General features: G+C 43.2%; 20 protein-coding genes. 16 read left to right on the top strand and 4 right to left on the bottom strand.

The window, feature by feature from the left end; genetic code table 11:
- The first annotated feature begins 50 nt into the window (after positions 1 to 50).
- Positions 51 to 1,787, top strand: coding sequence for an AAA family ATPase (locus tag NST31_RS04340; RefSeq protein ID WP_077109835.1), 1,737 nt, complete (start codon positions 51 to 53; stop codon positions 1,785 to 1,787).
- A gap of 1,146 nt (positions 1,788 to 2,933) precedes the next feature.
- On the opposite strand, the gene NST31_RS04335 is transcribed toward NST31_RS04340, so the two are convergent.
- On the bottom strand, positions 2,934 to 4,592 hold the full coding sequence (locus NST31_RS04335; RefSeq protein ID WP_077109837.1) for a PucR family transcriptional regulator: 1,659 nt from the start codon (positions 4,590 to 4,592) through the stop codon (positions 2,934 to 2,936).
- Positions 4,593 to 4,763: 171 nt separating this feature from the next.
- Here NST31_RS04335 and NST31_RS04330 point away from each other — a divergent pair, with 171 nt between their 5' ends.
- The 15 genes from NST31_RS04330 (at position 4,764) to NST31_RS04260 (ending at position 22,839) form a co-directional block, all read left to right on the top strand.
- Positions 4,764 to 5,996: an alanine--glyoxylate aminotransferase family protein gene (locus NST31_RS04330; RefSeq protein WP_339165473.1), complete on the top strand. Its 1,233-nt coding sequence runs from the start codon at positions 4,764 to 4,766 to the stop codon at positions 5,994 to 5,996.
- A gap of 182 nt (positions 5,997 to 6,178) precedes the next feature.
- On the top strand, positions 6,179 to 7,564 hold the full coding sequence (gene allB / locus NST31_RS04325; protein WP_205177867.1) for an allantoinase AllB: 1,386 nt from the start codon (positions 6,179 to 6,181) through the stop codon (positions 7,562 to 7,564).
- A gap of 298 nt (positions 7,565 to 7,862) precedes the next feature.
- On the top strand, positions 7,863 to 9,122 hold the full coding sequence (allC, locus tag NST31_RS04320) for an allantoate deiminase (RefSeq protein WP_077109838.1): 1,260 nt from the start codon (positions 7,863 to 7,865) through the stop codon (positions 9,120 to 9,122).
- Between the two features lie 34 nt (positions 9,123 to 9,156).
- Positions 9,157 to 9,948 (top strand): (S)-ureidoglycine aminohydrolase, encoded by a 792-nt coding sequence (gene allE, locus NST31_RS04315; protein WP_077109839.1) that lies wholly within the window; start codon positions 9,157 to 9,159, stop codon positions 9,946 to 9,948.
- 18 nt (positions 9,949 to 9,966) lie between these two features.
- On the top strand, positions 9,967 to 10,350 hold the full coding sequence (locus NST31_RS04310; RefSeq protein WP_205177860.1) for a cupin domain-containing protein: 384 nt from the start codon (positions 9,967 to 9,969) through the stop codon (positions 10,348 to 10,350).
- A 51-nt stretch (positions 10,351 to 10,401) separates the two neighbouring features.
- Complete coding sequence (locus NST31_RS04305) at positions 10,402 to 11,328, top strand: purine/pyrimidine permease (RefSeq protein WP_339164054.1); 927 nt, start codon at positions 10,402 to 10,404, stop codon at positions 11,326 to 11,328.
- A complete protein-coding gene (locus NST31_RS04300) occupies positions 11,271 to 11,702 on the top strand; it encodes a purine/pyrimidine permease (protein WP_339164052.1) in 432 nt (143 codons plus the stop codon). Before NST31_RS04305 ends, NST31_RS04300 begins: the two co-directional genes overlap by 58 nt.
- A 102-nt stretch (positions 11,703 to 11,804) precedes the next feature.
- Positions 11,805 to 13,202: an NCS1 family transporter gene (locus tag NST31_RS04295; protein WP_077109841.1), complete on the top strand. Its 1,398-nt coding sequence runs from the start codon at positions 11,805 to 11,807 to the stop codon at positions 13,200 to 13,202.
- Between the two features lie 616 nt (positions 13,203 to 13,818).
- A complete protein-coding gene (locus NST31_RS04290) occupies positions 13,819 to 14,991 on the top strand; it encodes an alanine--glyoxylate aminotransferase family protein (RefSeq protein WP_077109842.1) in 1,173 nt (390 codons plus the stop codon).
- A gap of 76 nt (positions 14,992 to 15,067) precedes the next feature.
- Positions 15,068 to 17,251 (top strand): malate synthase G, encoded by a 2,184-nt coding sequence (locus NST31_RS04285; protein ID WP_077109843.1) that lies wholly within the window; start codon positions 15,068 to 15,070, stop codon positions 17,249 to 17,251.
- 284 nt (positions 17,252 to 17,535) lie between these two features.
- Positions 17,536 to 18,987 (top strand): alanine/glycine:cation symporter family protein, encoded by a 1,452-nt coding sequence (locus tag NST31_RS04280; protein ID WP_077109844.1) that lies wholly within the window; start codon positions 17,536 to 17,538, stop codon positions 18,985 to 18,987.
- 260 nt (positions 18,988 to 19,247) lie between these two features.
- Positions 19,248 to 20,216, top strand: coding sequence for a WD40 repeat domain-containing protein (locus NST31_RS04275; protein WP_339164049.1), 969 nt, complete (start codon positions 19,248 to 19,250; stop codon positions 20,214 to 20,216).
- Positions 20,216 to 20,893, top strand: coding sequence for a response regulator transcription factor (locus NST31_RS04270; RefSeq protein WP_077109845.1), 678 nt, complete (start codon positions 20,216 to 20,218; stop codon positions 20,891 to 20,893). Before NST31_RS04275 ends, NST31_RS04270 begins: the two co-directional genes overlap by 1 nt.
- On the top strand, positions 20,890 to 22,272 hold the full coding sequence (locus tag NST31_RS04265) for a HAMP domain-containing sensor histidine kinase (RefSeq protein ID WP_339164047.1): 1,383 nt from the start codon (positions 20,890 to 20,892) through the stop codon (positions 22,270 to 22,272). Before NST31_RS04270 ends, NST31_RS04265 begins: the two co-directional genes overlap by 4 nt.
- Before the next feature lie 99 nt (positions 22,273 to 22,371).
- Positions 22,372 to 22,839, top strand: coding sequence for a FixH family protein (locus NST31_RS04260; protein ID WP_236016918.1), 468 nt, complete (start codon positions 22,372 to 22,374; stop codon positions 22,837 to 22,839).
- Between the two features lie 192 nt (positions 22,840 to 23,031).
- Here the strand turns inward: NST31_RS04260 and thrB are convergent, their stop codons facing one another.
- The 3 genes from thrB to NST31_RS04245 are packed head-to-tail and all read right to left on the bottom strand — an operon-like array spanning position 23,032 to position 26,305.
- On the bottom strand, positions 23,032 to 23,949 hold the full coding sequence (thrB, locus tag NST31_RS04255; RefSeq protein ID WP_077109848.1) for a homoserine kinase: 918 nt from the start codon (positions 23,947 to 23,949) through the stop codon (positions 23,032 to 23,034).
- Entirely contained in the window at positions 23,946 to 25,007 is a 1,062-nt protein-coding gene (gene thrC, locus NST31_RS04250) for a threonine synthase (protein WP_077109849.1), read from the bottom strand. The genes thrB and thrC overlap by 4 nt, the downstream gene beginning before the upstream one ends.
- On the bottom strand, positions 25,004 to 26,305 hold the full coding sequence (locus tag NST31_RS04245) for a homoserine dehydrogenase (protein WP_077109850.1): 1,302 nt from the start codon (positions 26,303 to 26,305) through the stop codon (positions 25,004 to 25,006). Before NST31_RS04245 ends, thrC begins: the two co-directional genes overlap by 4 nt.
- Between the last annotated feature and the right edge of the window lie 173 nt (positions 26,306 to 26,478).

Genomic DNA, 26,478 nt, shown 5'->3' with positions numbered 1-26,478 from the left:
TAGATGTTATACTAGAACATAGATTTTTACATTTATAAGGAGATGGAAGAGTGAAATCGAATTCCAAGATCACAGCGAAGATTGTTCCTCTAGCCATTGGTGTGATTGTCATTGCGGCATGCATTGTGTGGGCGGTTCAATCTTTCGATAGAGGAACCGTCATTCCATTTTCGCAAATGGAAAAAACGATACAAGCAGCCCAAAGTGGCAAGCAGGTTTCACTTAAAGAAACTTCTGATGGAACTTTGTACCTGAAGACACCGGAAGGAAAGTTCATCTCCCATGTCAGACCGGATAGTCCGATGGTAGAAAAGCTTGTTCAAAACTACCATATAAGCTATAAATATACGGACGGCAACCAAGCAGGGAATTGGCTCATTGGGGGCCTGATTGTCCTCATGGTTGGTGCCGCGTTCGTTTTGCATAAAAAAGGAAAAATTGGCGTTTCCGCCATGAAGAATAGCACGGCTAAAGAAACGCCTCTTCCATCTATTACATTAGATGATGTGGGTGGATTGCCAAAAGAGATGAAAGAAGAGATTCTTCAGACGCTGGAAATTATCAAAGATCCTGATCGTTCAGACAAGCTTGGAATCAAGGCTCCGAAAGGAATTTTATTATATGGGCCTCCCGGTACGGGAAAAACACTGTTGGCACAGGCCATTGCCCATGAGATTGGCGCTTCTTTCTTCTCTTCATCGGGTTCCGCCTTTACAGAACTATTTGTGGGTGTTGGTGCTTCCCGGGTGCGTTCACTGTTTGAAAATGCCCGCAAGCAGGCGCCGGCCGTAATCTTTATTGATGAGGTAGATGCGCTTGCCGGGAAACGGAAAGCCCACGGCGGGGAAGAAACCGAAAAAACGCTGACGGAACTGCTCGTTCAGCTTGATGGCGGCCATTCCAACGACCGAATTTTATTTATAGCGGCGACAAACCGGAAAGACATGTTGGATGATGCTTTCTTGCGTCCGGGACGGATTGATTTTTCATTCCACGTTCCGCTTCCCGATACGCAAGGAAGAAAAGAAATCATTGACATCCATGTAAAAGGCAAAAGTTTATCACCGGAAGTTGCTGCGTCTTTAAACATGCTGGCTGAAAGTACTTCGGGTTTTTCCGGTGCTGAAATTAGTTCATTGTTTGAATCAGCCAGCAGAAAAGCCGTACGGGAAGGAAGAGACGTAATCGGGAAGGAAGACCTTGATTATGCGATCGACAGAACGATCCTTGGCAGTACATCCCGGTCATTGAAAGATCCGAAAACAAAACGTCGAGTGGCGATACATGAGGCGGGGCATGCGCTTGTCCAAGCTCTCACAAAACCAAATACCGTCAGAAAAGCAACCATCATTCCGCGTGGCCAAGCGCTTGGCTATGTGGCACCAATTCAGAAGGAATTGCACTTGTCCACGACAAGCGAATTGCTTGACCAAGTGAGTATGATTCTTGCCGGCGGTGTTGCAGAGCGCCTTTACCTTGGTGAACACAGTATCGGAGTAAGCGGTGATGTCCAGCAAGCCAAGCATATTTTGGAACAAATGGTCGATACGGGCATGCTGCAGGATGGATTTACCTTGACGTTTGACAAGAAAGAAAAAGAAGCCAAAATGCAAGAGCTGTTTGATGATGCGATCGAACGAACTGAAGCTTTGATCAAATCACATAAAGCCGAGTACGAAAACCTGGTGGAAGCCCTGCTTCACAAAGAAACGCTGGACGGACATGAAGTCCAGCAAATCGTAGGGGGCCAAACCGTGGAGGGTTCGGAAGAACTGGTTCTTGTGTAAACAAGGGGTGTCCAATCAGTCGATTTTTTCGATGTTGGACGCCCCTTTTTATTGTACACGGGGCATGGGTGAATACTCGGTGGTTAAAGTCCGCTACAGGCTTGGCAGTAGGAACCGTTAGCGGAAGACAAGGTGTTATCGTGAGGTAGTGGCTCAAGCGCCAAATCCCGTCCTCTTCACCCACTTCCTATCTGCTTTGTCTCACTCGTCATCGTAAGACTGCCGGGACGATTGAAAGGATAGCATTGGTGACTGCCGTGCTGGATCGTCTTAAAAAGCTTTCCTGTAGCCAATACAGGATAACTATGCCAGTATGCGACCCAGTGATAACAACTAATTAACTATTATCTTTATTTACTAGACTTTAGAAATAAAAACGGAAGGAATGTCCCTATAAAAGCTCCAGTGACAATGGCGAATGCGAAAAAGAAATTCCCCATAACCACCCAACCATCTATTACTGTAAAAATTGAAAAGATTGCAAATAAAGACAAGCAAACTGTTATGATAATGGCTGGCAATAAATAATAAATTCTGTGTGGATATTTCTTTTTTAAGTAATAGGAAGCAACATAGAAAATAAATATTGATAGTAAACCAGCGATTAAAAAAACATGCAAACCTCCGATTATAACCATCCCCCAATTCGCATTTTTTGCATTCTGAATACTCCCCTTAATATAAAACAAACGATCATTAGAAAGCAATTAAAGTCAAAAAAATATGTTTTTACTGTATATTATGCGCAAATTGCAAAAATGAAAATCACTGTGAACTGTCTCCTCGTTAAGTTGACAGTTGAACAGGATTATACGACTTACGCTCTGTATTCAAACGGGTTGAGACCATTTAGTCTTTCTTATAGACATTTGTGATTATAGAAGTGGATAACTCACGGCTTTTTGGAGTTCCTCAAACGTTGTATATAAATAATACTGTTCACATTTCAGGGTTCCCAAAAAGTATAATGCCCTCCTTTTGTCAAGACACAAAAAGGTAAAATTTAAGTGATGTATTATCTCTCCTTGATATTCCTCTGCATGTTGCTTGATTTTTAGGGATCTCACTTTCTGTTACTAGGATAAGGAACGCTCTCTCTGCGTGCCCCGTACCTCACAAGTAGTAACCGCCGATCACTTTATATGTTTATTTTCCCTCCGTAAACATTGACCGCATCAGCAAAGCCATGCGTAAATTGAGTGAGTTTTGTGAATCTTCGATCGGATACCCCAACATTTCCTCACATTTGGCAATTCGATACTTAACAGTATTTCTGTGTACGTACAATTTTCTCGCCGTGATCGCTATTTCACAATTATGGTCCAAATACACCATTAATGTATTCAATAAACTTTCTTCATCTTTATTTTGTGGATAAGAAAGTGAGCGTAAAGTATTTTCATAAAATTTGAGCAAGTTTTCTTCTGGAATCAAGCGAATCATTTCTTGCAATTGCTTTGTTTCGTAAAAGTTGATAAATGAAAACCGGAACAGCTCTGCTCCATCTTCCCAGGCGTTTACCGCTTCTTTATATGTAATCGGTATATAGGCAATGTCGTTAAAAAAATTGCCTACCCCAAATGAAAGTGAAATGTTTAAACTGGAGAATGCTTCACGTTGAAATTCTTTTAGCCATTCTTCGATTTTGTTTTTCAGCGGATCATCCAAGTCTTTGGGGCATTGCATCAAAATGACAAAGAATTCATCTTTCATAAACACTAAATTTTTGGCATCAGCTTTTAAAATGGATTTATCCAAAAATCTGTTTAAATAATCATACAGTCTGTTCATCATTTCTGTATTTTGCGAAAAGGGATCCTGCTTTTCCTCATCCATTTTACAAACGATGCAAGCGTATTTCTGATTGTCCAGCAAGCCGTGCTGCTTTCCCCTATGAATGATCTCTTGTCTATTCGTGATGTTCCCGTCAACAAGGGAAGTAAAGAAATTATTTTCCAGCATACGGCTGTTTTCTCGAATGGCTTCATTTTTAAGCAGTGTAAAAGAAATGACTGTCGATGCCTGTTCAATGGCCAACGGTGAAGAGGGATGGGAAAGTTTGTCCATATAAAATATGATGAGCAGGTATGGGTACGGATGCATTGTCTTGACATGGAATATTCTGGCTGAAATGTAGTCACCTTCTTTGTTTGGATCGGGGATTGAAAAACGCTTTTGAACTTGAAATGGCTCTCTCTTTTTTTTAATGATTTCCTCCGTTTTGTTCATGATGTTTTTCATATCCTCTTTTTGAAAATGCTTGGAAAAAGAGGCAATATCCCCAATAGGGTCCAGTAGAAGGACAGGGCATTTGATTAAAAAGCCGATATTATCAATCAATGATTGCAGTGTATATCCCTTTATCATCATATTGGTAAATCTCTTGTGGACATGAATCGCATACGTCAGCTCTTCGATTTGATGATTCCATATAAAACTTAATAATTGATGGGCAACCGTACCAAGTGTCAATGATTCTGGAATTTTCATAATGGGAAAGTCTTTTGCGTTAGCCAGGTCGATCACGTTTTGGGGGACTTCGTCGATGAATCTTTTTAATTTGATCGCGACTCCCGCACAAGGGTATTCACTCAACTCCGCAATAAGATTGTATAACGCAGAAGGGTCTTCCTTAAAGGCGAACCCGGTTGTCAGCAATAAGGCATTTTCCGCTAAAAAGTGAATGACATCGGGTGTTTCCGATATTTCGATCGACTCAACAACTCTTTTTACACCCGCATGTCCGGCTATAATTTTTACGTTTTGGAAAACATCTACTAAAAATAAATCCTCGACTTTTTTCATTTTTGCACCTCACCTTCTTTAAAAATATGAAATATACAAACTTGGGAAGCCAAATTGTTCAGAGTGGATAATGAATTTTGAATTTTATTGCTATAAAATCAATTTTAAACGGAAATCACCATATTTCAACTAAAAGTTTAAAATTTTTATCTCTTATGATAGAAAGGAAGGATAAACATGTTAAAAGAATTGAATCCTTCAATACGTACGTTAATGACTCCGGGACCCGTGGAGGCGGAGCCGCGGGTTTTGCGCGCGATGTCCATTCCGGTCATTGGACAATTTGATCCGGAGTTCCTCCAAATAATGGACGAGACGATGGCTTTATTAAGAAAGCTGTTTCAAACGAAGAATCACTGGGCCTATCCGATTGATGGCACAGCGCGCTCCGGGATCGAAGCTGTTCTTTGTTCCGTAATTGAACCGGGTGATCAAGTGTTAGTTCCGATTTACGGCAGGTTTGGCCATTTGCTGGCGGAAATAGCTTATCGAAGTGGAGCGGAAGTTTCTACGATTGAATGCGAATGGGGGACAGCCTTTGAGCAAGAAGATATGATTACTCAGATAAAAAAAGTGAAGCCAAAAGTGGTCGCCTTAGTTCATGGAGAAACGTCCACTGGCATCATGCAGCCGATAGAAGAAGTAGGGAAGTTTTGCCGCGACAATCAAATTTTATTGATTGTGGACGCGGTCGCAACCTTGGGCGGGACCGATTTTAAAACGGATGAATGGAATGTTGACGCCGTTATATCCGGAACACAGAAATGTTTAGGGGTTCCAACGGGGATGGCTCCGATCACTTATAATGAAAAAGTGGAGAAAATATTATTAGAACGGCAGAAAATTGAACAGGGTCTGGATATTTCATCGGTCAACCACCGAAGAATTCAAAGTAATTATTTGGACTTAAGCCAGATACAGGAATATTGGGCCCCCCAGCGGCTGAATCACCATACTGAAGCCACATCCATGCTTTATGCATTGCGGGAAGGGCTGCGCATTATTCATGAAGAAGGGCTGCAACCGCGCTTTGCCAGACATAAATTACATGAGAAGGCACTGACGGAAGGATTGAAAGCGATGGGGCTCACACTGTTTGGAGATCCGTTCTATAAATTGCCCGTGGTCACTTGTGTGAACATTCCCGAAGGGGTGGACGGCGATCAAGTTCGTCATATGATGCTTTATGAGTTTGGTGTCGAAATTGCGAGTTCTTTCGGATCGCTGGCTGGAAAAATTTGGCGTATTGGCTCAATGGGATACAGTTGCCGAAAAGAAAATATTTTAAAGGTATTGACAGCATTAGAAGCATCTGTTTATCGCCAAGGGGGAAAAGTTCATTTAGGCGCGGCAGCGCAAGCCGCCCTCGATGTATATGAAAATCAATCTGCTGTCATTCAGTAATATCAAGAGATTTCTGGAAAGGGGTGCTGACAAAGTTGGAGGCATCCTTTTTTTGTATGTTTTGTCTAAACGTCGAATTTCTGTTTGGATAAAAGATATAATGAAGTCAGTTGTGGTAACGGTTACAATATCATTATAATCAACTGCTTCATCGAAATGACATATCAAGCGGGAGGAAGAACATGAAATATGACTTGATCATTAAGGGCGGCAATGTTGTGTTTTCAGACCAAGTTAAGAAAGTTGATATCGGGGTCAGAAATGGAAAAATAGCGGCAATGGCCGAATCCATAACCGATCCTGCAGATGGGGAAATACATGCTGGCGGGCAATATGTGCTGCCGGGCATGGTGGATGCCCATGTACATATGAACGAACCCGGGCGAACCGAATGGGAAGGGTTTGTGACAGGGACGCAAGCCTTGGCTGCGGGCGGTACAACTTGTTATATAGATATGCCGCTAAATGTCCTTCCAGCAACGGTGGACCGGGCTTCTTTCCGATTAAAAAGGGAAGCGGCAAAAGGAAAAAACTATATTGACTATGCTTTTTATGGCGGCCTTGTTCCGGGGAATTTGGATCAACTAGAGGAACTCGTTGAAGAAGGAGCCGTTGCCTTTAAATGTTTTATGGCCACTTGTGGATCTGATCTGCCAGGGGATTTTAAAAATGTCGATGATCACACTTTATACGAAGGAATGAAAAAGCTGGCTGAACTGGGGCAAGTATTAGCGATCCATGCTGAAAATGCGGTCATTACAGACCGCCTCGGTGAGGAAATGGAAAAGCAGGGAAGAACTTCGGCTGAAGATTATACCGCGTCGCGTCCCGTTTTTACAGAAGTGGATGCGGTCAAAAGAGCCTTGTACTTTGCCAAGGAAACAGGCTGTATGCTTCATTTTGTGCACATCAGCTCGGCAGAGGCGGTAGAAGAAATTGTCAAAGCCCGCAACGGCGGGCAGGACGTAACGATTGAATCTTGCCCCCACTATTTTACGATCACCGCCGCCCAGTTTGCGGCTATCGGGCCGGCGGCAAAATGTTCGCCGCCATTGCGGAATGAAGAGGAGCAGAAAAAACTTTGGAAAAAGTTGATAGAAGGAAAGATTGATATAGTGGCCTCGGATCATTCACCTTGTCCAACAGACCTAAAACAAAACCCTGCAAATAATATGTTTGAAGCGTGGGGGGGAATCTCGGGGTGTCAAAATAGTGTGGACTTACTGTTTGACGAGGCCGTTTTAAAGCGTGGGGTTCCGCCTGCCAGATTTGCCCGTATGATTGCCGCCAATCCTGCCAAACGATTCAATATACCGAATAAAGGAACCATTGCCATAGCGAAGGATGCTGATTTCATATTGATTGATTCAGGACAGTCCTATATCGTTCAGAAAGACGATCTGTTTTATAAACATAAGCACAGTCCTTATATCGGCCGAAAAATAAATTGCCGCATCACAAAGACAATCGTTCGGGGGAATCTCGTTTATGATGTTAATCGTGGATTTATAGGAGAGCCGATCGGCCAATTTATCACACATAAAAAAACGCCCCACATGGCAAATTAAAAAAATCATGCAGGCATAGTGGAGATGTCTAAAAAAGTCCAATCAGAGTAAACGCATTAAAATTTAAAACCCGAGAATGTTGATTTACAGCATTCTTGGGTTTTGTTTTTTAGTTTTCAAGTTTGAATTATACTTTGCGGACATCCCCACTTTTTGTATGGAAAATAGATTTCTTTATTGATAATGGCTAATTTGCTGAACGTTTTTTAGCTGTTAGTGTTAATGATAAATAAAAGAAAAATATTTAAAATGAAACATAAACTGGGAAATGACTCGCAAACAAAGGGGGGATAAGAGTATGGCGGCCCAATTACAAAATGCCACAAACCATGACATAGAAAAGTTGGGAAAAGAGGCTATTGACAGGCTCGTTTGGCTCGGAAGATTTGGAAAGGATCCGGCAGGGGGCGTCACCCGCCTGCTTTATTCAAGAGAATGGGTGGAAGCTCAAAGGGCCTTAAAGCAATGGATGGAGAGCGAGGGGTTTGTAGCACGTTTCGATGAAGTTGGGAACTTAAGCGGCATTTTAGAGGGCGCCAACGCAGATGAAACCATTCTGACCGGATCACATATTGACACCGTGACAAATGGCGGGCTCTATGATGGCCAATATGGCATTGTGGCAGGCATGATTGCTATTAAATATCTCAAAGACCATTTCGGCAAGCCAAAAAGGAATATCGAAGTCATCTCATTTGCGGAAGAAGAAGGGAGCCGGTTTCCCTATACTTTTTGGGGGTCAAAAAATGTCATTGGAAAAGCATCACGGAAGGAAGTAGAACGTATTCAAGATGCAGATGGTATTTCTTTTATAGAAGCAATGAAAGCGTCGGGATTTACTTTCAGGGATGAATCAAAACCTCCACGGCAGGACTTAAAGGCATTTATCGAAGTGCATGTGGAACAGGGACAGGTGCTTGAAGCAGAACAGAAGAGTATCGGTATTGTATACAGCATCGTTGGCCAAAGAAGGTTCTCTATAGAGGTTACTGGCGAAGCAAACCATGCCGGAACAACGCCGATGAAATACCGGAAAGATGCGGCCTATGCAAGCAGCCATATGATCTATGAAATGATTAAACTGGCTGAGCAATATGGAGATCCGTTGGTAGCTACCGTCGGAAAAATCACATTTATTCCCAATAATGTAAATGTTGTGCCTGGAAAAGTGGTTTTTTCATTGGATGTTCGCCACCCGGATAAACAGGCAATCGTTCAGTATTCCGATTTATTCAAGGAGAAAATAAGAGGGATCTCCAAAGAACATGAAGTAGAAATATCCATTAACATGCAGCTCGATACCGATCCGGTCCCGATGGCTCCCCAATTAGTAGAACTGATTGAAAACGGTTGCAAGTTAAATAAATTCAGCTACAAATTGATGCATAGCGGGGCGGGGCATGATGCTCAAATGATGGCCGAAACGATCCCGACGGCAATGATATTTGTTCCAAGCCGAAAGGGGATTAGCCACAATCCCGCAGAATACACGGATTACCGGGATTTGGGCAAAGGAGTTAAGACTTTGATTGGTATTTTATACGAATTGGCATATTAGGATTCAATAAAAGAATAAAAAGGAGTTTATAAAGATGAGCTATCCGAAAGATCTATTAACGAGCAGTACCGTTAAAGAGTTATTATCAAGCAGATCCATTATTGAACCGGGAAAATACGCACTGATTACACCTGAAGGTTTGGTGAACAACATCATCCCGGGATTTGAGAATTGTATCATTTCCATTTTGGCTTCTCCAAAGCTTGGGGCGAGCTTTGTTGATTATATAGTAACGATGCAAGACGGCGGGAAAAACATGGAAGGTTTTGGCGGCCAAGCTAATATAGAAACGTTTGTTTACGTAATTGATGGAAATATAAAAGCCGCTGCGGGGGAACAGGAATTCATTTTAGAGGAAAGTGGCTATTTATACTGTCCTCCAGGAGTAAAAATGTATTTGGAAAATCTACGGAACGGTCAATCAAAGTTGTTTCTTTACAAGAAAAAATATCGGCCTCTTGAAGGCAGGAAGCCGTGGGTTTATTCCAATCATGCCGACCATATCGATTATGAAATATATGACGGCTTGCATAATGTCCATATTAAGGATTTGCTTCCTGCGGATTTGGATTTTGACATGAATTTTCATATTTTATCTTTTGATCCGGCCGCAAGCCATCCTTTTATAGAAACACATGTTCAAGAACATGGCGCCTATCTGTTGAGCGGCCAAGGGATGTACAATTTGGACAATCAGTGGGTTCCGGTTCAAAAAGACGATTACATTTTCATGGGGCCCTATGTACAGCAAGCAGCGTACGCGGTAGGAGAGGAAAATTTAACTTATGTTTACTCCAAGGATTGCAATCGTGATGAAGATCTTTAAAAAAAGGGGGAGCTAAAGGTGGAAAATAAGACAACATTAAGCGTTGCCCAGATTTTAAAAGAAAGAGTCTTTGAGATTGATAAAATTGCCAAATTTGACCCGGATGAACCACAGAAAAACTATTTTTATGAAACGGACAAAACAGTTGGAGCTATTTGGTGTCTAGAACCAGGGCAGGAAGTATACATCCACTCTCATTCAAATGTCGATGATATGTGGGTCTGCATAGAAGGAGAGGGCATCTACTTTCCAGACTTGGAAAATGAAATCCCAATCAGAGAGGGAATGGTCTTATTGGCAAGACCAAACGAAATCCACGGAATGCGAAACACTGGAAAAGGCCGTTTTATGTTTGTTGGATTTGCAGCCGGCTCATTGCCGATGGATATTACGAGATATTAAACAGCCGTCTGTTTATAACTGTAAACTCCATTTGGAAGTAGTGATGTCTGAATGACAAAGCAAGAAGCTGTCATAACTTTATTTTCCTCATTCCAATGGCTCTTATTTATCTTTGTAAATACAGTCGTGGTTCCTATATCGGTCGGTGCTGCATTTCAGCTTCCATCAGAAGTCGTTGAAATGACCATTCGCTACTCTTTTATCATCACAGGAGCCGCCTGTATATTGCAGGCCTGGGCAGGGCACCGTTATCCCATTTTAGATAGCCACTCAGGCTTAATGTGGGGACTTATCCTAAATTTGGGGATTTCTGCCTCCGCTCTTGGAATGGATTTCTCCACAGTCGGAGGGGGAATTGCAACAGGTGTTCTGTTGGCGGGCATTGTACTGATTTTTATGGCGGCGTTTGACCTTATTTCTATCATCCAAAAAATCATTACACCCATGGTGATGAGCGTCTACACATTTTTGCTTACCTTTCACCTTACTTTTGTTTTTTTTAAAGGCATGTTTAAAATGACCGAAAGTGGAACATTTGACCTTCCTGTCAGCTTTTTTTCAATCGGAGTTGTCATTTTCGTTATCTTTCTGATGATAAAAGGCGGCAAAAGAATAGCCAACTTTTCCATCTTGATCGGCATGACCGGAGGCTGGTTATTGTACCGGATTCTTTTTCCCTCTCATGCACCTGAAGAAGGGGTTGCGGCCGCGAAGTTTATCATCTTTCCTTTTGGAGTTCCAAACTTGGAGTTGGGCATCATCATTGTCTCTTTTTTCGGAGTCCTGATGAACTTAACGAATACATTTGTTTCAATTAGGGCTGCTGCTGAAATATACAAGGAAAAGATCCAACATCACCAATATAGGAAGTCGATTTTTATTATTGTATTTTTACGTCCATATCGGCTGTTTTCGGCCTGGTGCCCTATACGCCTTTTACATCCACGATCGGATTTTTGGAAAGTACAAAGCTATTAAAAAAGAATCCTTTCTTTATTGGCGGGCTGATGTTTATGTTGCTGGGAATTATACCGCCCTTGGCCGCCTTTTTGGGAACCATGCCGCTGACCGTGGGGAACGCCGTTTTATTTGTTGCTTACCTCCAATTATTTGGAACTTCATTAAATAGTTTAAAGGGCATGCTCTTTAATTCTCATACAATCTATCGTTTGGCGGTTCCAGTCATCATAGGTGTATGTGTAATGAATATACCTCCAGAACAATTTGGCAGCGTACCGCCTTTTATGCGGCCGCTTATATCAAATGGGTTTATGATGGGAGTTCTTATATCGATATTTTTGGAGAAATTTGTGAATTGGAATAAAGTGACTTCCAAATTGAAAGCCGGATAATAATGTTGCTCTTGCCACCATAAGTATTGGCCGGCGGAATTATCCGCCATTTCGATGGGCAAATTTTTTTGGTACGCGATGAAAATAAGGAGTTTGACCTCTATGCCGATACAAATAAAAAATGTTACTACGCAAAAAAATAATACTGGACACCCATATGGATCAAACGAATCATTACGCCCAAAAACAGAAGAGGGAAGAACAGTCGGTCCAATTTCTTATATGTTTATGTGGACCGGAGAAGGTATCAATTTGGGAAATATGACGCTGGGAGCAAGTTTGATTGTTGCCGGAATCGCGACATTAAATGTTTATCAAACATTTATGGCAGCAATCATAGCGGTCTGTATCGTATCGGTCATATTTGCCTTAAATGATCGGGTCGGATATCAAACAGGGATTCCTTATGTCATACAGCTTAGAATGTCATTCGGCTTAAAAGGATCTGTTGTTTCAGCGCTCCTTCGGGGGGTTCCCGGTATCATTTGGTTTGGGTTTCAGAGTTGGATTGGCGGCACGGCATTAAATGAAATCGCCAAGATCATGACCGGAGGCGCTTTTGACAGTGTCCCTGCTTGCTTTGTCTTGCTTCAAGTCTTGCAAATAGGGCTTTCCTTACATGGATTTAAAGCTGTGAAGTGGGTGGAAACAGCTGTATCCATTATGATTTCATTGGGCCTTGGCTATGTCTTGTTTGTCCTTCTGACGAACCACTCTGCTTTGATTGTTGAAAAATGGGTTGCTGCAAAGGGATCTTGGGGATTGCCGTTTTTTGGGTTTATTATGATGTTGATCGGTTATTATTCGGCACTCTTTTTAAGTGCGGCGGATTATTCACGAGAATTGAAAACAGGCATCAGCAACAAAGCGCGCGTATTTTTGTATTTTTTCCCTATTATGCTGGCATTCGTTCTGACGCTTTCAATTGGCGCAATGCTTGCTTCTGTCACTGGGATTTCCAATCCCGTAAAAGCTTTTGCCATCGTAGTTGACAATTCATATATCACATTCGTTGTATCCGCCTTTATAGTGATTGGCGCCATTGGCGTAAATATGATGGCAAATATTATTCCGCCAACTTATGTCATTACGTTACTGACAAAATTACATTACAAGCCAGCTGTTATCATAACGGGTTTGCTGGCATTATGCTCATTCCCGTGGGTGCTTGTGCAAGATTCATCCGCAAAAGGCCTTGGGATGTTTATTCTGATCTATTCCGCATTTTTAGGTCCGATTGTTTCGATATTGCTGATAGAATATTATATTTTGAGAACGCAACAAGTACATATACCGGATTTGTATAAAGAAGACGGCCCATTTGCCGGATTTAATCCGGCCGCCATCATGGCGCTGATTATCGGGGCGGCAGCGGCTTTTATCATGGTGGAGCTGGCATGGGTCGTTGGAGCGATCACTTCCGGTATTGTCTATATTCTGTTAATGAAATATGCATATAAGCAGTCTGAGTTTAGAAAAGGAACCATATTTGATCAATGAACCGGCCCTATGAGGGATTTATCCGGTATGAACCGGCTGTATGCCTCGTGACTTCAAGAAATCGGGGCAAAACGAGAATGATGAGTGGAGGACCAACAGCCTGTAAAAGCCTATGCCGCTGCTTTGTCCTGCCGACTTGAAACAATCGTTTTTTCAAGAATGTCGATCAAAAGGCTTCGCGACGTACAGGGTGTATGAGCGCTAGCGAAGCGACAGACAAAGGAAAGCTTCGTTGTTATAGTATAAGCTATTATAGTATAAGCTACATGATCGTTAGCGCACGGAGGAAAAGGATAAGTTTTTTCCGAAGATATCGCTGCATGAGCTTGCCAACAGGACACTTTCGATCTTGTTCCCTTTCTGATACGGGGGCTTAGAGGTTGTGTGGCAACGCGTCTGCATGGCCCACAATTTTGAAGGCCTGGTTCTACTGCGGCTTTATACTTTAACGAGAATAGCATTTTGGTATTCGTTTTATCTGAAATGAATAAAACCGGCCAACCTTTTTAGTTATTTTCAATAATGATTCAGAAGTTGAAAGCGCTTAATGTATATATTAAGACAAATTTCACCGAATATTTTTAAAAAATACAACTATATTGGAGGAGGATGCATGATGCCAAACAAAGAAATGTTGTTAATACCCGGCCCAACACCGGTCATTGATCCTATTTATAAGGCGTTGGCCCAAGAAACCCGGAGTCATACAGATCCCCGATTTGCCGAACTGTATACAAGTGCCATTTCCAAGACAAAAGAAATGCTGCAAACAGATGGTGAGACATTTGTCATTTCCGGTTCTGGAACACTTGCAATGGAAATGGCGTTGGTGAATACAGTTGCGCCGGGGGAGAAGCTTTTGGTCATCAGCCAAGGATTTTTCGGAGATCGATTTAGCAAATTGGGAGCAGCATTTGGGATTGAGGTTGAAACAGTCCAATCGGAATGGGGCAAACAAGTTTCACCGGCCGAAGTGGAAAAAAAGTTGAAAAAAGGCGGTTTCAAGGCAGTTACGATTACGCATGCAGATACTTCAACAGGGGTAAAAGCGGATTTGGATTCGCTCATTCCTGTCATTAAAAAATATGATGCGCTTGTCATTTTGGATGGTGTTTGTGCTACTGCCGCAATGGAAGAGAATATGGGAAAAGCGTATGGGGGCAACCCGGCTTATAAAATAGATGTCGTATTAACAGGTTCGCAAAAGGCTATTGGAGTGCCACCAGGCATAGCGGTGGTAGCCTTTAATCAAACAGCATTGGCCGCCCGTGAAAAACTCGGAAAAGTGCCTGCTTATTATTGCGATATTTACAATTGGCTACCTGTTATGCACGATCCGCAAAAATATTTTGCAACGCCTGCCATCAATTTGGTCTATGCGTATGAACTTGGGATGAGGCTCGTGTTGGAGGAGGGCTTGGAAAATAGATATGAACGGCATGAAAAATTTGGAAGAGCCGTCAGGGCAGCGTTGAAAGCGTACGGTATGACACCATTGGCAGAAGAAAAAGTTGCGGCCCCGACATTATCTTGCATTCTTTATCCAGAGGGAGTCAATGACGCTGCTTTCCGTAAACAATTAGCCGGGAAGGGGCTCATTGTGGCAGGAGCGCTAGCTCACTTGGCTGGCAAAGCCTTCCGCATTGGCCATATGGGCAACACAACGAAAGAAATGCTTGAAAAGGCGGTTCGTTTCATTGGTGAAACGCTGAATGAAATGGGTTATTCTGCAAATGTTGATGGGGCGATAGCGAGATTTCAGGAGGAGTTCTCCAAAGTTCCGGTGTAAATAAAACAGGGTGATGATCAAGCAAGCAAAAATCAATTTATGATATATTTGGCCGTCGGAAATGGAGGAGAAAGAGATGGAAAGCTATCTGAATGTAAATGAAATTCAAGTGGCTCCCGCTTTGTACAAATTTATTGAAAGAGAGGCCTTGCCCGGGAGCGGGGTTGAGAGCGGGGTGTTTTGGAGGGGGTTGAGCAGACTTATTCAAGATCTTGCTCCCAAAAACAGGAAACTTTTAAAAAAGCGTGACATGTTGCAACGAAAAATAAATGAATGGCATCACAAACATACAGATCACTTTGACTTGACAGAGTATAAATCTTTTTTAAAAGATATTGGGTACTTGGAGCCTCCTGTAGACCATTGTAAAGTCACAACCAAAAATGTGGATCAAGAAATGGCAAATATGGCGGGACCACAATTGGTTGTTCCGGTCAATAATGCCAGGTACGCTATTAACGCGGCAAATGCCAGATGGGGAAGTTTGTATGATGCCCTGTACGGAACAGATGCCATTGATGAGGAAAATGGAGCACGCCGAATGAGTGAATATAACCCGGTTCGCGGACAAAAGGTCATTCAGTACGGAAAAAAATTTCTGGACCAAATCGCGCCCCTTCACGGAGCATCTCATAAAGAAGCGGTCAATTATTATATTGACGGGAGAAAGCTTGCTGTTCAATTAAATAACGGAAATAGAGTGTGTTTGCTCAATCAAAAAAAGTTGGCTGGCTACCGTGGAAGTGTTGAAAATCCGACTGCCGTTCTGTTGAAAAACAATGGTTTGCATGTTGAAATTCAATTTGACCCCCAACATCCTGTCGGTAAAACAGATCCGGCAGGGATAAAAGATATATTGCTAGAATCTGCTTTATCAACGATCATGGATTGCGAAGATTCCGTCACAGCAGTGGACGCGGAAGACAAAGTCGATGTGTACCGAAACTGGCTTGGTTTGATGAAAGGAACATTAACAGCTGTATTTAAGAAAAATGGAAAAATCGTTCATCGAGTACTGAATGAGGATCGGAAATACATGTCACCGGATGGAGAAGCGTTTCAGCTTCCCGGCCGCTCGCTGCAGCTCGTCCGCAATGTAGGTCATTTAATGACAACGCCTGCGGTTTTGGATCATAATGGGGAAGAGATTCCCGAAGGGATTTTGGATGCGGTTGTCACCAGTTTAATTGCTAAGCATGATCTGCTTGGCAACACCGCAAAGAAAAATTCTAAAAAAGGCTCTGTATATATTGTCAAACCTAAAATGCATGGTTCGGAAGAAGTAGCTTTCGCCAATGAACTGTTTAATCGGGTAGAAGATCTGCTCGGCCTTGCCCGGCACACTTTGAAAATGGGCATTATGGATGAGGAACGGCGGACGTCGTTAAATTTGAAAAATTGCATTTACGAAGCAAAAGAAAGAATAGCCTTTATCAATACGGGTTTCCTTGATCGGACAGGAGATGAAATCCATACTTCTATGGAGGCTGGACCCGTAATAAGAAAAAATGAAATGAAAAAAGCCAATTGGCTCAGTGCATATGAACAATCCAATGTGTACACGGGCCTTGCGGCCGGGCTGCCCGGCCGGGCGCAGATAGGGAAAGGCATGTGGGCAATGCCGGATAAAATGAAAGACATGATCGAACAAAAAATGGGCCATGTCGAGGCGGGGGCCAGCACAGCTTGGGTACCGTCTCCGACAGCTGCGACATTGCATGTCTTACATTATCACAAGGTGAATGTTTGGGATGTACAACAACAGCTATCCCGTTCAATCAAAGACTTGCAAAATGACATGCTGGATATTCCGCTTGAAAAAAATCCCCACTTCAGCAAAGAAGAAATTCAAAAAGAGCTTGATAATAACGCTCAAGGGATACTGGGATATGTTGTCCGCTGGGTGGAACAGGGTGTCGGCTGTTCAAAGGTGCCTGATATTCACGATGTCGGTTTAATGGAAGACCGGGCTACCCTGCGAATTTCAAGCCAGCATATCGCCAATTGGCTCCGCCATGGCATTTGCACGAAGGAGCAAGTTATGACAACGATGAAACGGATGGCAAAAGTTGTGGATCAGCAAAATGCGGGAGATCCGGCATATAGACCGATGTCAGGCGATTTTGATCGTTCCGTGGCATTTCAGGCTGCGTGTGACCTTGTATTTAAAGGACGAGATCAGCCAAATGGTTATACCGAGCCCATTTTGCATCGTCGCCGTTTAGAATTCAAGGAAAAGACATCTATTCAGCACACATAAGGGAACCAGGTTAAGTGAAGTCTTCGAAAATGATGTGGTGTGAAACACAGTTGCTCGTATTTTGAAAATGTTTAAGCCGCAAAAATCTAATAACCTCTTTATATAAACTCCCCTTAGCCGGATACCGTGTTAGACGAGGTATAGGTTAAGGGGGATTTTTTATCCATTTGAACATTCTTATAGTTAAGAATTTATGATGTAGTATTATTTTTTTAAGCGGTATATAATTCTATTTGCAAGCGCTTACAAATATATTAATATAATAATGGCTAGGAGGAATGCGGATGGTAACGTTTATTGAATGGCTGTCGGGCGTAATATGGAGTTCCCCCCTTATTTATTTGTCGCTTGGTATTGGCATCTTGTTTTCGATCATGACTCGTTTTATGCAGCTTCGTCTTATTAAGGAAATGCTTAAGCAATTATTCTCTGGAAAAAGTTCAAGTGCAGGAATTTCATCGTTCCAAGCGTTGTCAGTTGCGGTTTCGGGACGGGTCGGAACTGGTAATATCGCAGGAACAGCGACAGCGATTGCCTTTGGGGGTCCGGGCGCGGTCTTTTGGATGTGGGCGATTGCATTTTTGGGTGCTAGCACCGCGTATGTAGAATCGACATTAGCCCAAATATATAAAGTAAAGCAAGACGGACAATACCGCGGCGGTCCTGCCTACTATATAGAAAAAGGGATGGGGAAAAAGTGGTACGCGGTCATTTTTGCAGTGGCTACGAGTATTGCGATGGCTCTTCTGATGCCAGGGGTGCAGTCCAACTCGATTGCGACTGGACTTGAAAATGCTTTTGGAATCAGTACTGTTATTACCGGTATTGTCATCGTATTATTATTGGGCTTTATTATTTTCGGTGGTATTAAAAGAATTGCGAAAACGGCTGAATTCGTTGTCCCGTTCATGGCTATCGGCTATGTTCTTGTTGCCTTGATCGTTATGGCGTTTAACATCACGGAATTGCCGGCAGTTATTGCTTTAATCTTTAAAAGTGCTTTCGGGCTTGATTCTGCCTTCGGGGGAATTCTCGGAATGGCGATTTCCTGGGGGGTTAAACGGGGAATTTATTCAAACGAAGCCGGCCAAGGGTCAGGCGCGCATGCTGCGGGGGCAGCTGAAGTGTCGCATCCCGCAAAGCAAGGAATTGTTCAGGCGTTTTCGGTTTATGTGGATACCTTGATCGTATGTTCGGCGACCGCTTTCATGATCATCGTTACAGGCATGTATAATACGGTTCGTCCCGACAAATCTTTTATCGTCAACCGCCTCGGCGATGTGGAACCGGGCCCAGTTTACACCCAGGCGGCAGTGGAATCCGCTTTACCCGGATTTGGCTCGGCTTTTGTGGCCATCGCGCTTTTTTTCTTCGCATTTACGACTATCATGGCTTACTATTATATCGCCGAGACGAATGTCGCTTATTTGACGCGGGGAAAAGACGGAAAGATTCCCATGTTCATTGTAAAAATCGTCTTGTTGGCTGGCGTTTTTTATGGAAGTGTCAGAACGGCAAAGGCTGCTTGGGATCTCGGGGATGTCGGGCTTGGGATCATGTGCTGGCTTAATTTGATTGCCATTTTGATCCTGTTTAAACCAGCGATGATCGCCTTAAAAGACTACGAGGAACAGAGGAAACAAGGGCTGGATCCTGTATTTGATCCTCAGAAAGTGGGCATTAAAAACGCCGACTTTTGGGAAAGTGACGATTTTAAAAAAAGGGATGTCAGTTAAAAGACTGCCGGACTGCTTGAGCGGTCCGGCCATTTTTTTGCCTCGACAATGCTTATGGGAACCCCGCATATCACTATACATCGTCCACCTCAAAATAGCTCCGTATCGATTCAGACGTAAAATCTTCAGACTGAAGCATCTCAACAGAAATTTGGAAATAGGGTGGCCGGCGCCGAAATTTTCATGTGAATTTCATTTAAATATCACAAATATCCGTTATGCTAAAATAAGATGAAATTGTTTTGGCGGAAGGTGAGAAAGTGAAGAAAAAAACCCATCTTCTTTTTATATTGTTCATCATTTTGCTGGCGGGCTGCCAAGATAAAAGCTATCAACCTGTAAAGGAAGGCCAAGAGTTTGCCGCTACGTTAAACTTGGGGGAGTTCAGCATTGATTTTTTGAACAAAAAAGGAGAAGTATTTGGCCACTGGGAACTGCACAAAGCCTATACAGGCGCAAGGCTGCTTCCTGATGGGGATACATTGTTGTTATTCGGGCCAGAGCTTGAAGAAGTCGACTTTTATTCATTGAAAACGGGAAAGCTAAAGCGGTCGTTCAAGACCGGGAAGGGCATTGTCAACGGTGTCTATCTTAAAAACAATTCAGGATTTGCTTTTGCCGATAAGGAAAGCAATGCAGTCCGATTTTTCAATAAAAACGGAGAAGAAATCAAAAGTGTGAAGACGAAGCCATATCCGCTTGAAATGGAAACAGACGGGCAGTATATATATGTTGCTTCTTTCAAAGGAAAAGCGTTGGCTTTTATCAATTTAGACGATTATTCAATTGAAAGCGAGCTTTCGATTCCGGCATCAAGCACCGGCATGCTGTTGCGCAGCAAAGAAAGCGAATTATGGATAGGGGGACATGGAGAAGGGACGAAGCCCCAGTCCTTCATCGCAGTCTATTCATTAAAAACACAAGCATTGAAGGAACAGATTCCCGCGCCGCTGATGCCTGTTGATTTTTATGAAAATAATTACGGTTTGTATGCCCTAAGCCACGGAACGAACATGTTGTATCGTTTTGATTTTGACAAAAAGCTGAAAGCGCAAGTCGAAGTAGGGGCGAATCCTTTTGCCGTCAGTTCTTTTTCGGGAAAAATGATTGTAGCCGGGTTTGACAGTAATGAAGTGTATTGGATTGATCCGGAGACATTGGAAATTGAAGGGAAAACCAAGGTGGGCAAAGGTCCATTCGGAATTTTTACACGCGAGAAGGTGGAATAATGGTACATGTTTTAATTGTCGATGATGAAGAGGATATGAGGCATTTAATCTCGATGTACTTGCAAAATTCCGGTTATAAAACTTCGGAAGCAAAGGGACACGAAGAGCTTTATCATTTTTTAACGAAGGAAAAAATAGATCTTGTTTTGCTCGATATTATGCTTCCCGGCAAGGATGGCTTTGATATCTGTCAAGAAATCCGGGAAAAAAGCGAAATTCCGATTATTTTTTTATCAGCAAAAGGAGAGGAATGGGACAAGGTTAAGGGGTTGAAGCTTGGCGGAGATGATTATATCGTAAAGCCATTTTCTCCCGGTGAACTTGTTGCCAGAATAGAAGCTGTTTTAAGAAGATCCGCTTATAAGCGAAATACGAAGGCGACGATTGAGATAGGGAGCTATTTCATGGACTTGGAAAGGAGAAGGCTTGAGATATTCGGTATCGAAACGGAGCTGACATTTAAGGAATTCGAACTGTTGAAAGTCATGATGAGCGAGCCGGGAAAAGTGTTTTCCAGAGAGGCCCTGCTGGATCAGGTGTGGGATATGTCTTACCAGGGAGGGCCAAGGACGGTGGATACCCATATTAAAACCTTGCGGATGAAAGTTGGAGAAAGCGCGGGGAGATATATTCAAACTGTTTGGGGCTGCGGATATAAATTTGAGGTGCCAAAATGAGGCTGTCTCGAAAATTGTCTTTGGCCTTATTAGTCGCTTTTCTTGTCTCAATTGTGTACGCTTCTTTTTTTTCGTATATGCTATATGAAAGTTTGTACGTCAAAAAATTGGAAAAGGATATGCTTGAAACCGGAAAGCGGCTGGCTCTTTCATATGAAGGGGGAGCTGTGGAAAACTCCTTGATAGAGGACATTAACGCGTTCGGGGAAAAATCGCAGTTTGAAGTGTTTGCTGTGAAAAATCCCAGGGAATTGAGCATGTGTTTGCCTTTTGAAATAGATTATCACGCTTTGATTAGCGGAGAGGACCGGGAAAAGCTGTTAACAGGCGCTCCCGTTTATCGAAAAGGGCATGTGGAGCGGCTGGATCGGGATGTCATTTCGGTTGTTGTCCCGCTGCTTGACGGCAAAAGGCTGGAGGGCATTATCTATTTATACTATCCGCTCGAAAATTTAAGTGAAATGATTTTTCGGTATTCTGTGTATTGGCTTGCCGGGGCATTTCTTTTTTTACTCGTTGCGCTTACGATCGGGAATAAGTGGCTGAAGCGAACACTTAAACCGATCACCGACATGAAAAATGCCGCTCGCGAGCTTTCATCGGGAAATTTGTCTGTAAGGGTAGCCGATTATCATGATGACGAGATTGGACAGCTTGCCAAAACGTTCAATGAAATGGCGGAATCTGTCCAAAAGGAAGATGATCGGAGAAAGGAATTTTTGGCCAATGTCTCGCATGAACTTCGAACACCGCTCAGCTACATTATTGGTTATATGGAAGCCATCCAAACGGGTGTCGCCAAAACGGAAGACAAAGAAAAATATGAGCACATTATTTTGCGGGAAGCGAACCGGATGGAACGGCTTGTTGATGATTTACTTGATCTTGCCAGGTTTGAATCCAGGGAATTTTCGTTAAAGATGGCGCCGATTCCGCTTGCACAAACGATTGAGGAATCCATCAACAAGGTAAAACACCGAATGGATGAAAAAGGGATCCATTTGGAAAGCTGTTTTGATTACGAATTAATTGCGGAAGCAGATGAGGAACGGCTTATTCAAATGTTGATGAATATATTGGATAATGCGATTAACTATACAAATCCGGGAGGGAGCATATTCGTTTCCCTTACTTTGGAGGACGAACGCTTTGGAGTTATTACGATCGCGGATACCGGGCAGGGAATTCCCGAAGCGGATTTGGCCCAAATAACGGAACGCTTTTACCGGGTTGATAAAGCAAGGACACGCAAGCAAGGCGGTACAGGGCTTGGGCTCGCGATTGTAGACAGGCTGGCGAAGCTGCATGGAGGAACGATGACAATTTCGAGCCAAGTTGGCAAGGGCACTTCCGTCTCGATCAAGCTGCCGCTTATGTAACGTTGTTTCGTTAATTGGTAACGCGGATTTCACATCTTTCACACATAATCATGTTACACTGAGTTGATGACAAGAATCATAGTGTTGGGGGTAAATAAATTGAACAGGATACGTTCGTTTTTAATTTTGGCTTTCGCCATTGGTTTATTGGGAGCATGTGGAAGTACCCAAGATCAAAACAACGGAGTTAGCGATAAGGTTCCCGAGGTACTTGAGGTAGAGCTTGAAGGTCCTGATACTGCCGATGTAAATGAAAAAGTCGTTTTTACAGCCTTGGTGACACAAGGCGATGAAAAAGTGAAAGACGCCGATGAGGTGGAGTTTGAAATTTGGGAAGAAGGAAAAAAAGAAGAGGGAGAAAAGATTGAAGCGAAAAACAATGAAGACGGCACTTATGAGATGGAAAAAGCGTTTGATCGCGAAGGAGCATTTACTGTTCAAGTCCACGTGACCGCACGCGGCATGCACAATATGCCGAAAAAGTCGATCACCATTGGTGAGGGGACTCAGGGTAAAGGCGGACAAGATGAACAAGCCGAGTCCACTGATAATGGCATGCACCATTAAGCTTCGTAAGAGAAAAGGAACCGCCTGCTTATAGAGAAAAGCAGGTGTGCGCTTTTTCAATAAAAAAAATAGGTTGACTTCGATGCGCTTTACACCTATGTGCTGTTATATTGTAAAAAACCCGGACGTTGTTAACTGGCGCCCGGGTTTTCGCATGTTCGTTTCAAAATACAAATTTGCCTATCCAGCGGTTTATTGGCAAATCGCATTTTCACTTTGATGATTGACACGAAGTCCCTCGTTATCCAATTTTACCAATTGAACGGAGTGGTCGGAAAACATTGTTTGTAAATGATCCACAATGGTTTGTCCGCCGCCTTTGGGAGCAAAGGAGATTAAGGTTGGTCCGGCACCGCTGATGACTGTTCCGTATGCTCCGAGGTTTTTTGCTTCGCGGCGGATTTCAGCGTAGTTGGGAATGAGGGAAGCACGGTATGGCTCATGAAATAAGTCTGCTTCCATCATGCGTCCTGCCAGCTGATAATCCCCGGCGACGAGAGCGGCTACCATCATGTTCCCAATACTACTTGCGGCAGTCGCGTTATTTCTGGAAAACTGTTCTGGGAGCACTTTTCTTGCTGCTTCCGTTTTTAATTCAAAATCCGGGATATAAAGTACGAGATCCAAATCAATATTTGTAGTTTGAAAAAATTCGATACGGTCTTCAGAAAGCATTGCTGTAATGACGAGCCCACCCAGCAATGCAGGCGCCACATTGTCGGGATGCCCCTCAAACTTGGTGGCCCACCGCAACTTTTCTGACGCGCTTAATTCAAGTTGGCAAACCTGGTTGGCCAGTTCGATGCCTGCCACTACCGCAGATGCGCTGCTTCCCATGCCGCGTGCCAAAGGAATGTCGCTTTCCACCATAATGTTGCACGGAGGAAGGTTGGCGTTGAATTGTTCCGCCATCTGTTTGGCAATGTTAAAAATAAAATGATCTTCCGCAGGAGGGGCCTGCGGAAGATGCAAAGAGCGGTGTTCAAATATCCACTCTTCATTCGGTGTAACATGTAATGTTAAATAGCGGTTCAAAGCCATACCGGCGGAATCAAACCCGGGTCCGATATTGGCTGAGCTGGCGGGAACCGTAATGGTCAAACAGTTCATGCCTTAACCACGCCTTTAATATAGTCAATAATGACTTCTTCATCATTTGGCAAGACTACGGGATCATATTTGATTTGAGAAACAGCCGTTTGCGGATCTTTTAATCCGTTTCCGGTTAATACGGCCACTACCTTGCTTCCTTTTTCAATTTGGCCATTTTTCACTTGTTGGATTACTCCGGCAATCGAGGCGCATGAACCCGGTTCGGCAAACAGACCTTCCGATTTCGGAAGTAGCTGGAATGCCTCTAAAATTTCTTGGTCAGAAACGGATTCAATTTTACCTTCAGACTCATCACGAGCGGCGACAGCAAGATTCCAACTTGCCGGATTTCCAATGCGGATGGCCGTTGCCACCGTTTCCGGCTGGGCGATCGGCTCTCCTTTTACAATGGCCGCCGCACCTTCCGCTTCAAAGCCGAACATTTTTGGAAGTCCTGTTTGTTTTGCGTCGTTGTACTCTTTAAATCCTTTCCAATAGGCGCTTATATTACCGGCATTCCCCACCGGGATGGCCAAAATATCTGGAGCGGCTCCAAGTTGATCACAAATTTCAAATGCCGCTGTTTTTTGCCCTTCAATCCGGTATGGATTGACAGAGTTGACAAGTGTAACCGGCGCTGTATCACTTACAGTGCGGACAATTTGCAATGCTTCGTCGAAATTGCCTTCAATTTCAACAATTTCGGCACCGTACATCATTGCTTGGGCAAGCTTACCGAGTGCCACTTTTCCATTTGGGATGACGATGATCGCCCTGATCCCGGCTTTTGCCGCATAAGCCGCAGCGGCAGCGGACGTATTCCCCGTAGATGCACAAATGACGGACTCGCTGCCAGCTTCCACTGCTTTGGCGACGGCCATCACCATTCCGCGGTCTTTAAAAGATCCAGTCGGATTGGCACCTTCCATTTTCGCATATAATTCGATTCCCAATTGCTCAGATAAATGGGCCAGATGCACCAAAGGTGTATTCCCTTCTTGAAGCGTAAGCGCTGGTGTTTGATCTGTAACAGGCAAGTAGGATTGATATTGTTTAATCAGGCCCGGCCAATTCATTTTGCTCCATTCCCCTCTACTCGATAATAACTGATGACGTCTTTTACAACGGGGAGATCCCTTAATTTCATCAGTGCTTCTTGGAAGTTTTCCAATGATACGGTATGGGTAACAATAATAATTTCTGCCAATTCTCCTTTATTGAGCGGGGTTTGCAAAATTTTCTCAAAGCTAATGCCTAATTCGTTGAATAAGCCTGTGATTTTGGAAAATGCCCCGACTTCATCTGCTAAGTGGAGACGGAAATAAAACTGTCCATACCGCTCCTGAGGTGATTTTAACACACTTTTAAACCTAGGCGCTACAACGGTTTTTCCATTTACGCCAAGCCGCATGTTTCTGATCACCGCTACGACATCCGCCATCACCGCGGTTGCCGTAGGCAAGCTTCCTGCACCAGGACCGTAGAACATTGTTTCTCCAACGGCTTCTCCCTTAACATAAATGGCATTATATTCATTTTTAACAGAGGCAAGCGGATGACTAGTCGCAAGGAAAGTAGGCTGTACACTGACTTCCACTTTTTGGTCATCCAATTGGGCTATACCGATGAGCTTCATCGTATATCCCAGTTTTTGCCCGTAATGCAAGTCTTGCAGCGAAAGATTGCTTATGCCTTCCACTTCCACATCATCGAGCGATACATTGGTTGAGAACGCCAGCCTGGCTAAAATGGCCATTTTCCTTGCCGCGTCCAACCCTTCCACATCTGCTGTTGGATCTGCTTCTGCAAACCCGAGTTCTTGCGCTTTTTTCAGAGCCGCTTCATAGGACTGGCCTTCTTCATCCATTTTTGTCAATATATAATTCGTCGTACCATTGACAATACCCATCACTTTTTTCAACCGGTCTGATACAAGACCTTCCGATAATCCTCTTAAAATCGGAATTCCGCCACCGACACTCGCTTCATAAAACAAATCCACCTGATTTTGAGCAGCCGCTTCAAGCAATTCCGGACCATGAAGGGCAATTAAATCCTTATTGGCGGTAACAACATGTTTCCCCGACTGGATCGCTTTTATCATGTGTTCCCGTGCCTCTTCGATACCACCGATTACTTCCACGACAAGATCAATATCGGGGTCTTGCAGTATATCATCCGGATTAGAGGTGAGGAATGTTTGGCCGATTTGAATATCACGTTCCTTATCAGTGTTTCTGACGAGAATGCTTTTGACTCTCACTTCGCATCCTACTTGATGTTGCAACTCCTCTTGGTGATTTTGAATGAGCTGGACAACTCCGGAGCCAACCGTTCCCAAACCCAATAGTCCGATAGATACATAGCTTTTCATTTCTTCCTCACCTTTCTGTATGTCTGTAAAATACATTTGTTTTTATATAGTAGACATTTAAACTTCAAAAGTCAAGGGGTTTTTTTACCTGTTTTTGCTGTAAAATGAACATATTGTGACATTTTGAAAAGAGGAATCCAACCGTTTTTCTAGAAATATGAATAAAAGAATAA

It is taken from the genome of Siminovitchia sp. FSL W7-1587, from assembly GCF_037963795.1.
GTDB classification, from domain to species: domain Bacteria; phylum Bacillota; class Bacilli; order Bacillales; family Bacillaceae_C; genus Siminovitchia; species Siminovitchia thermophila.
Note: the sequence above shows the minus strand (reverse complement) of the source record. Positions and strands in the feature narration are given on the sequence as shown.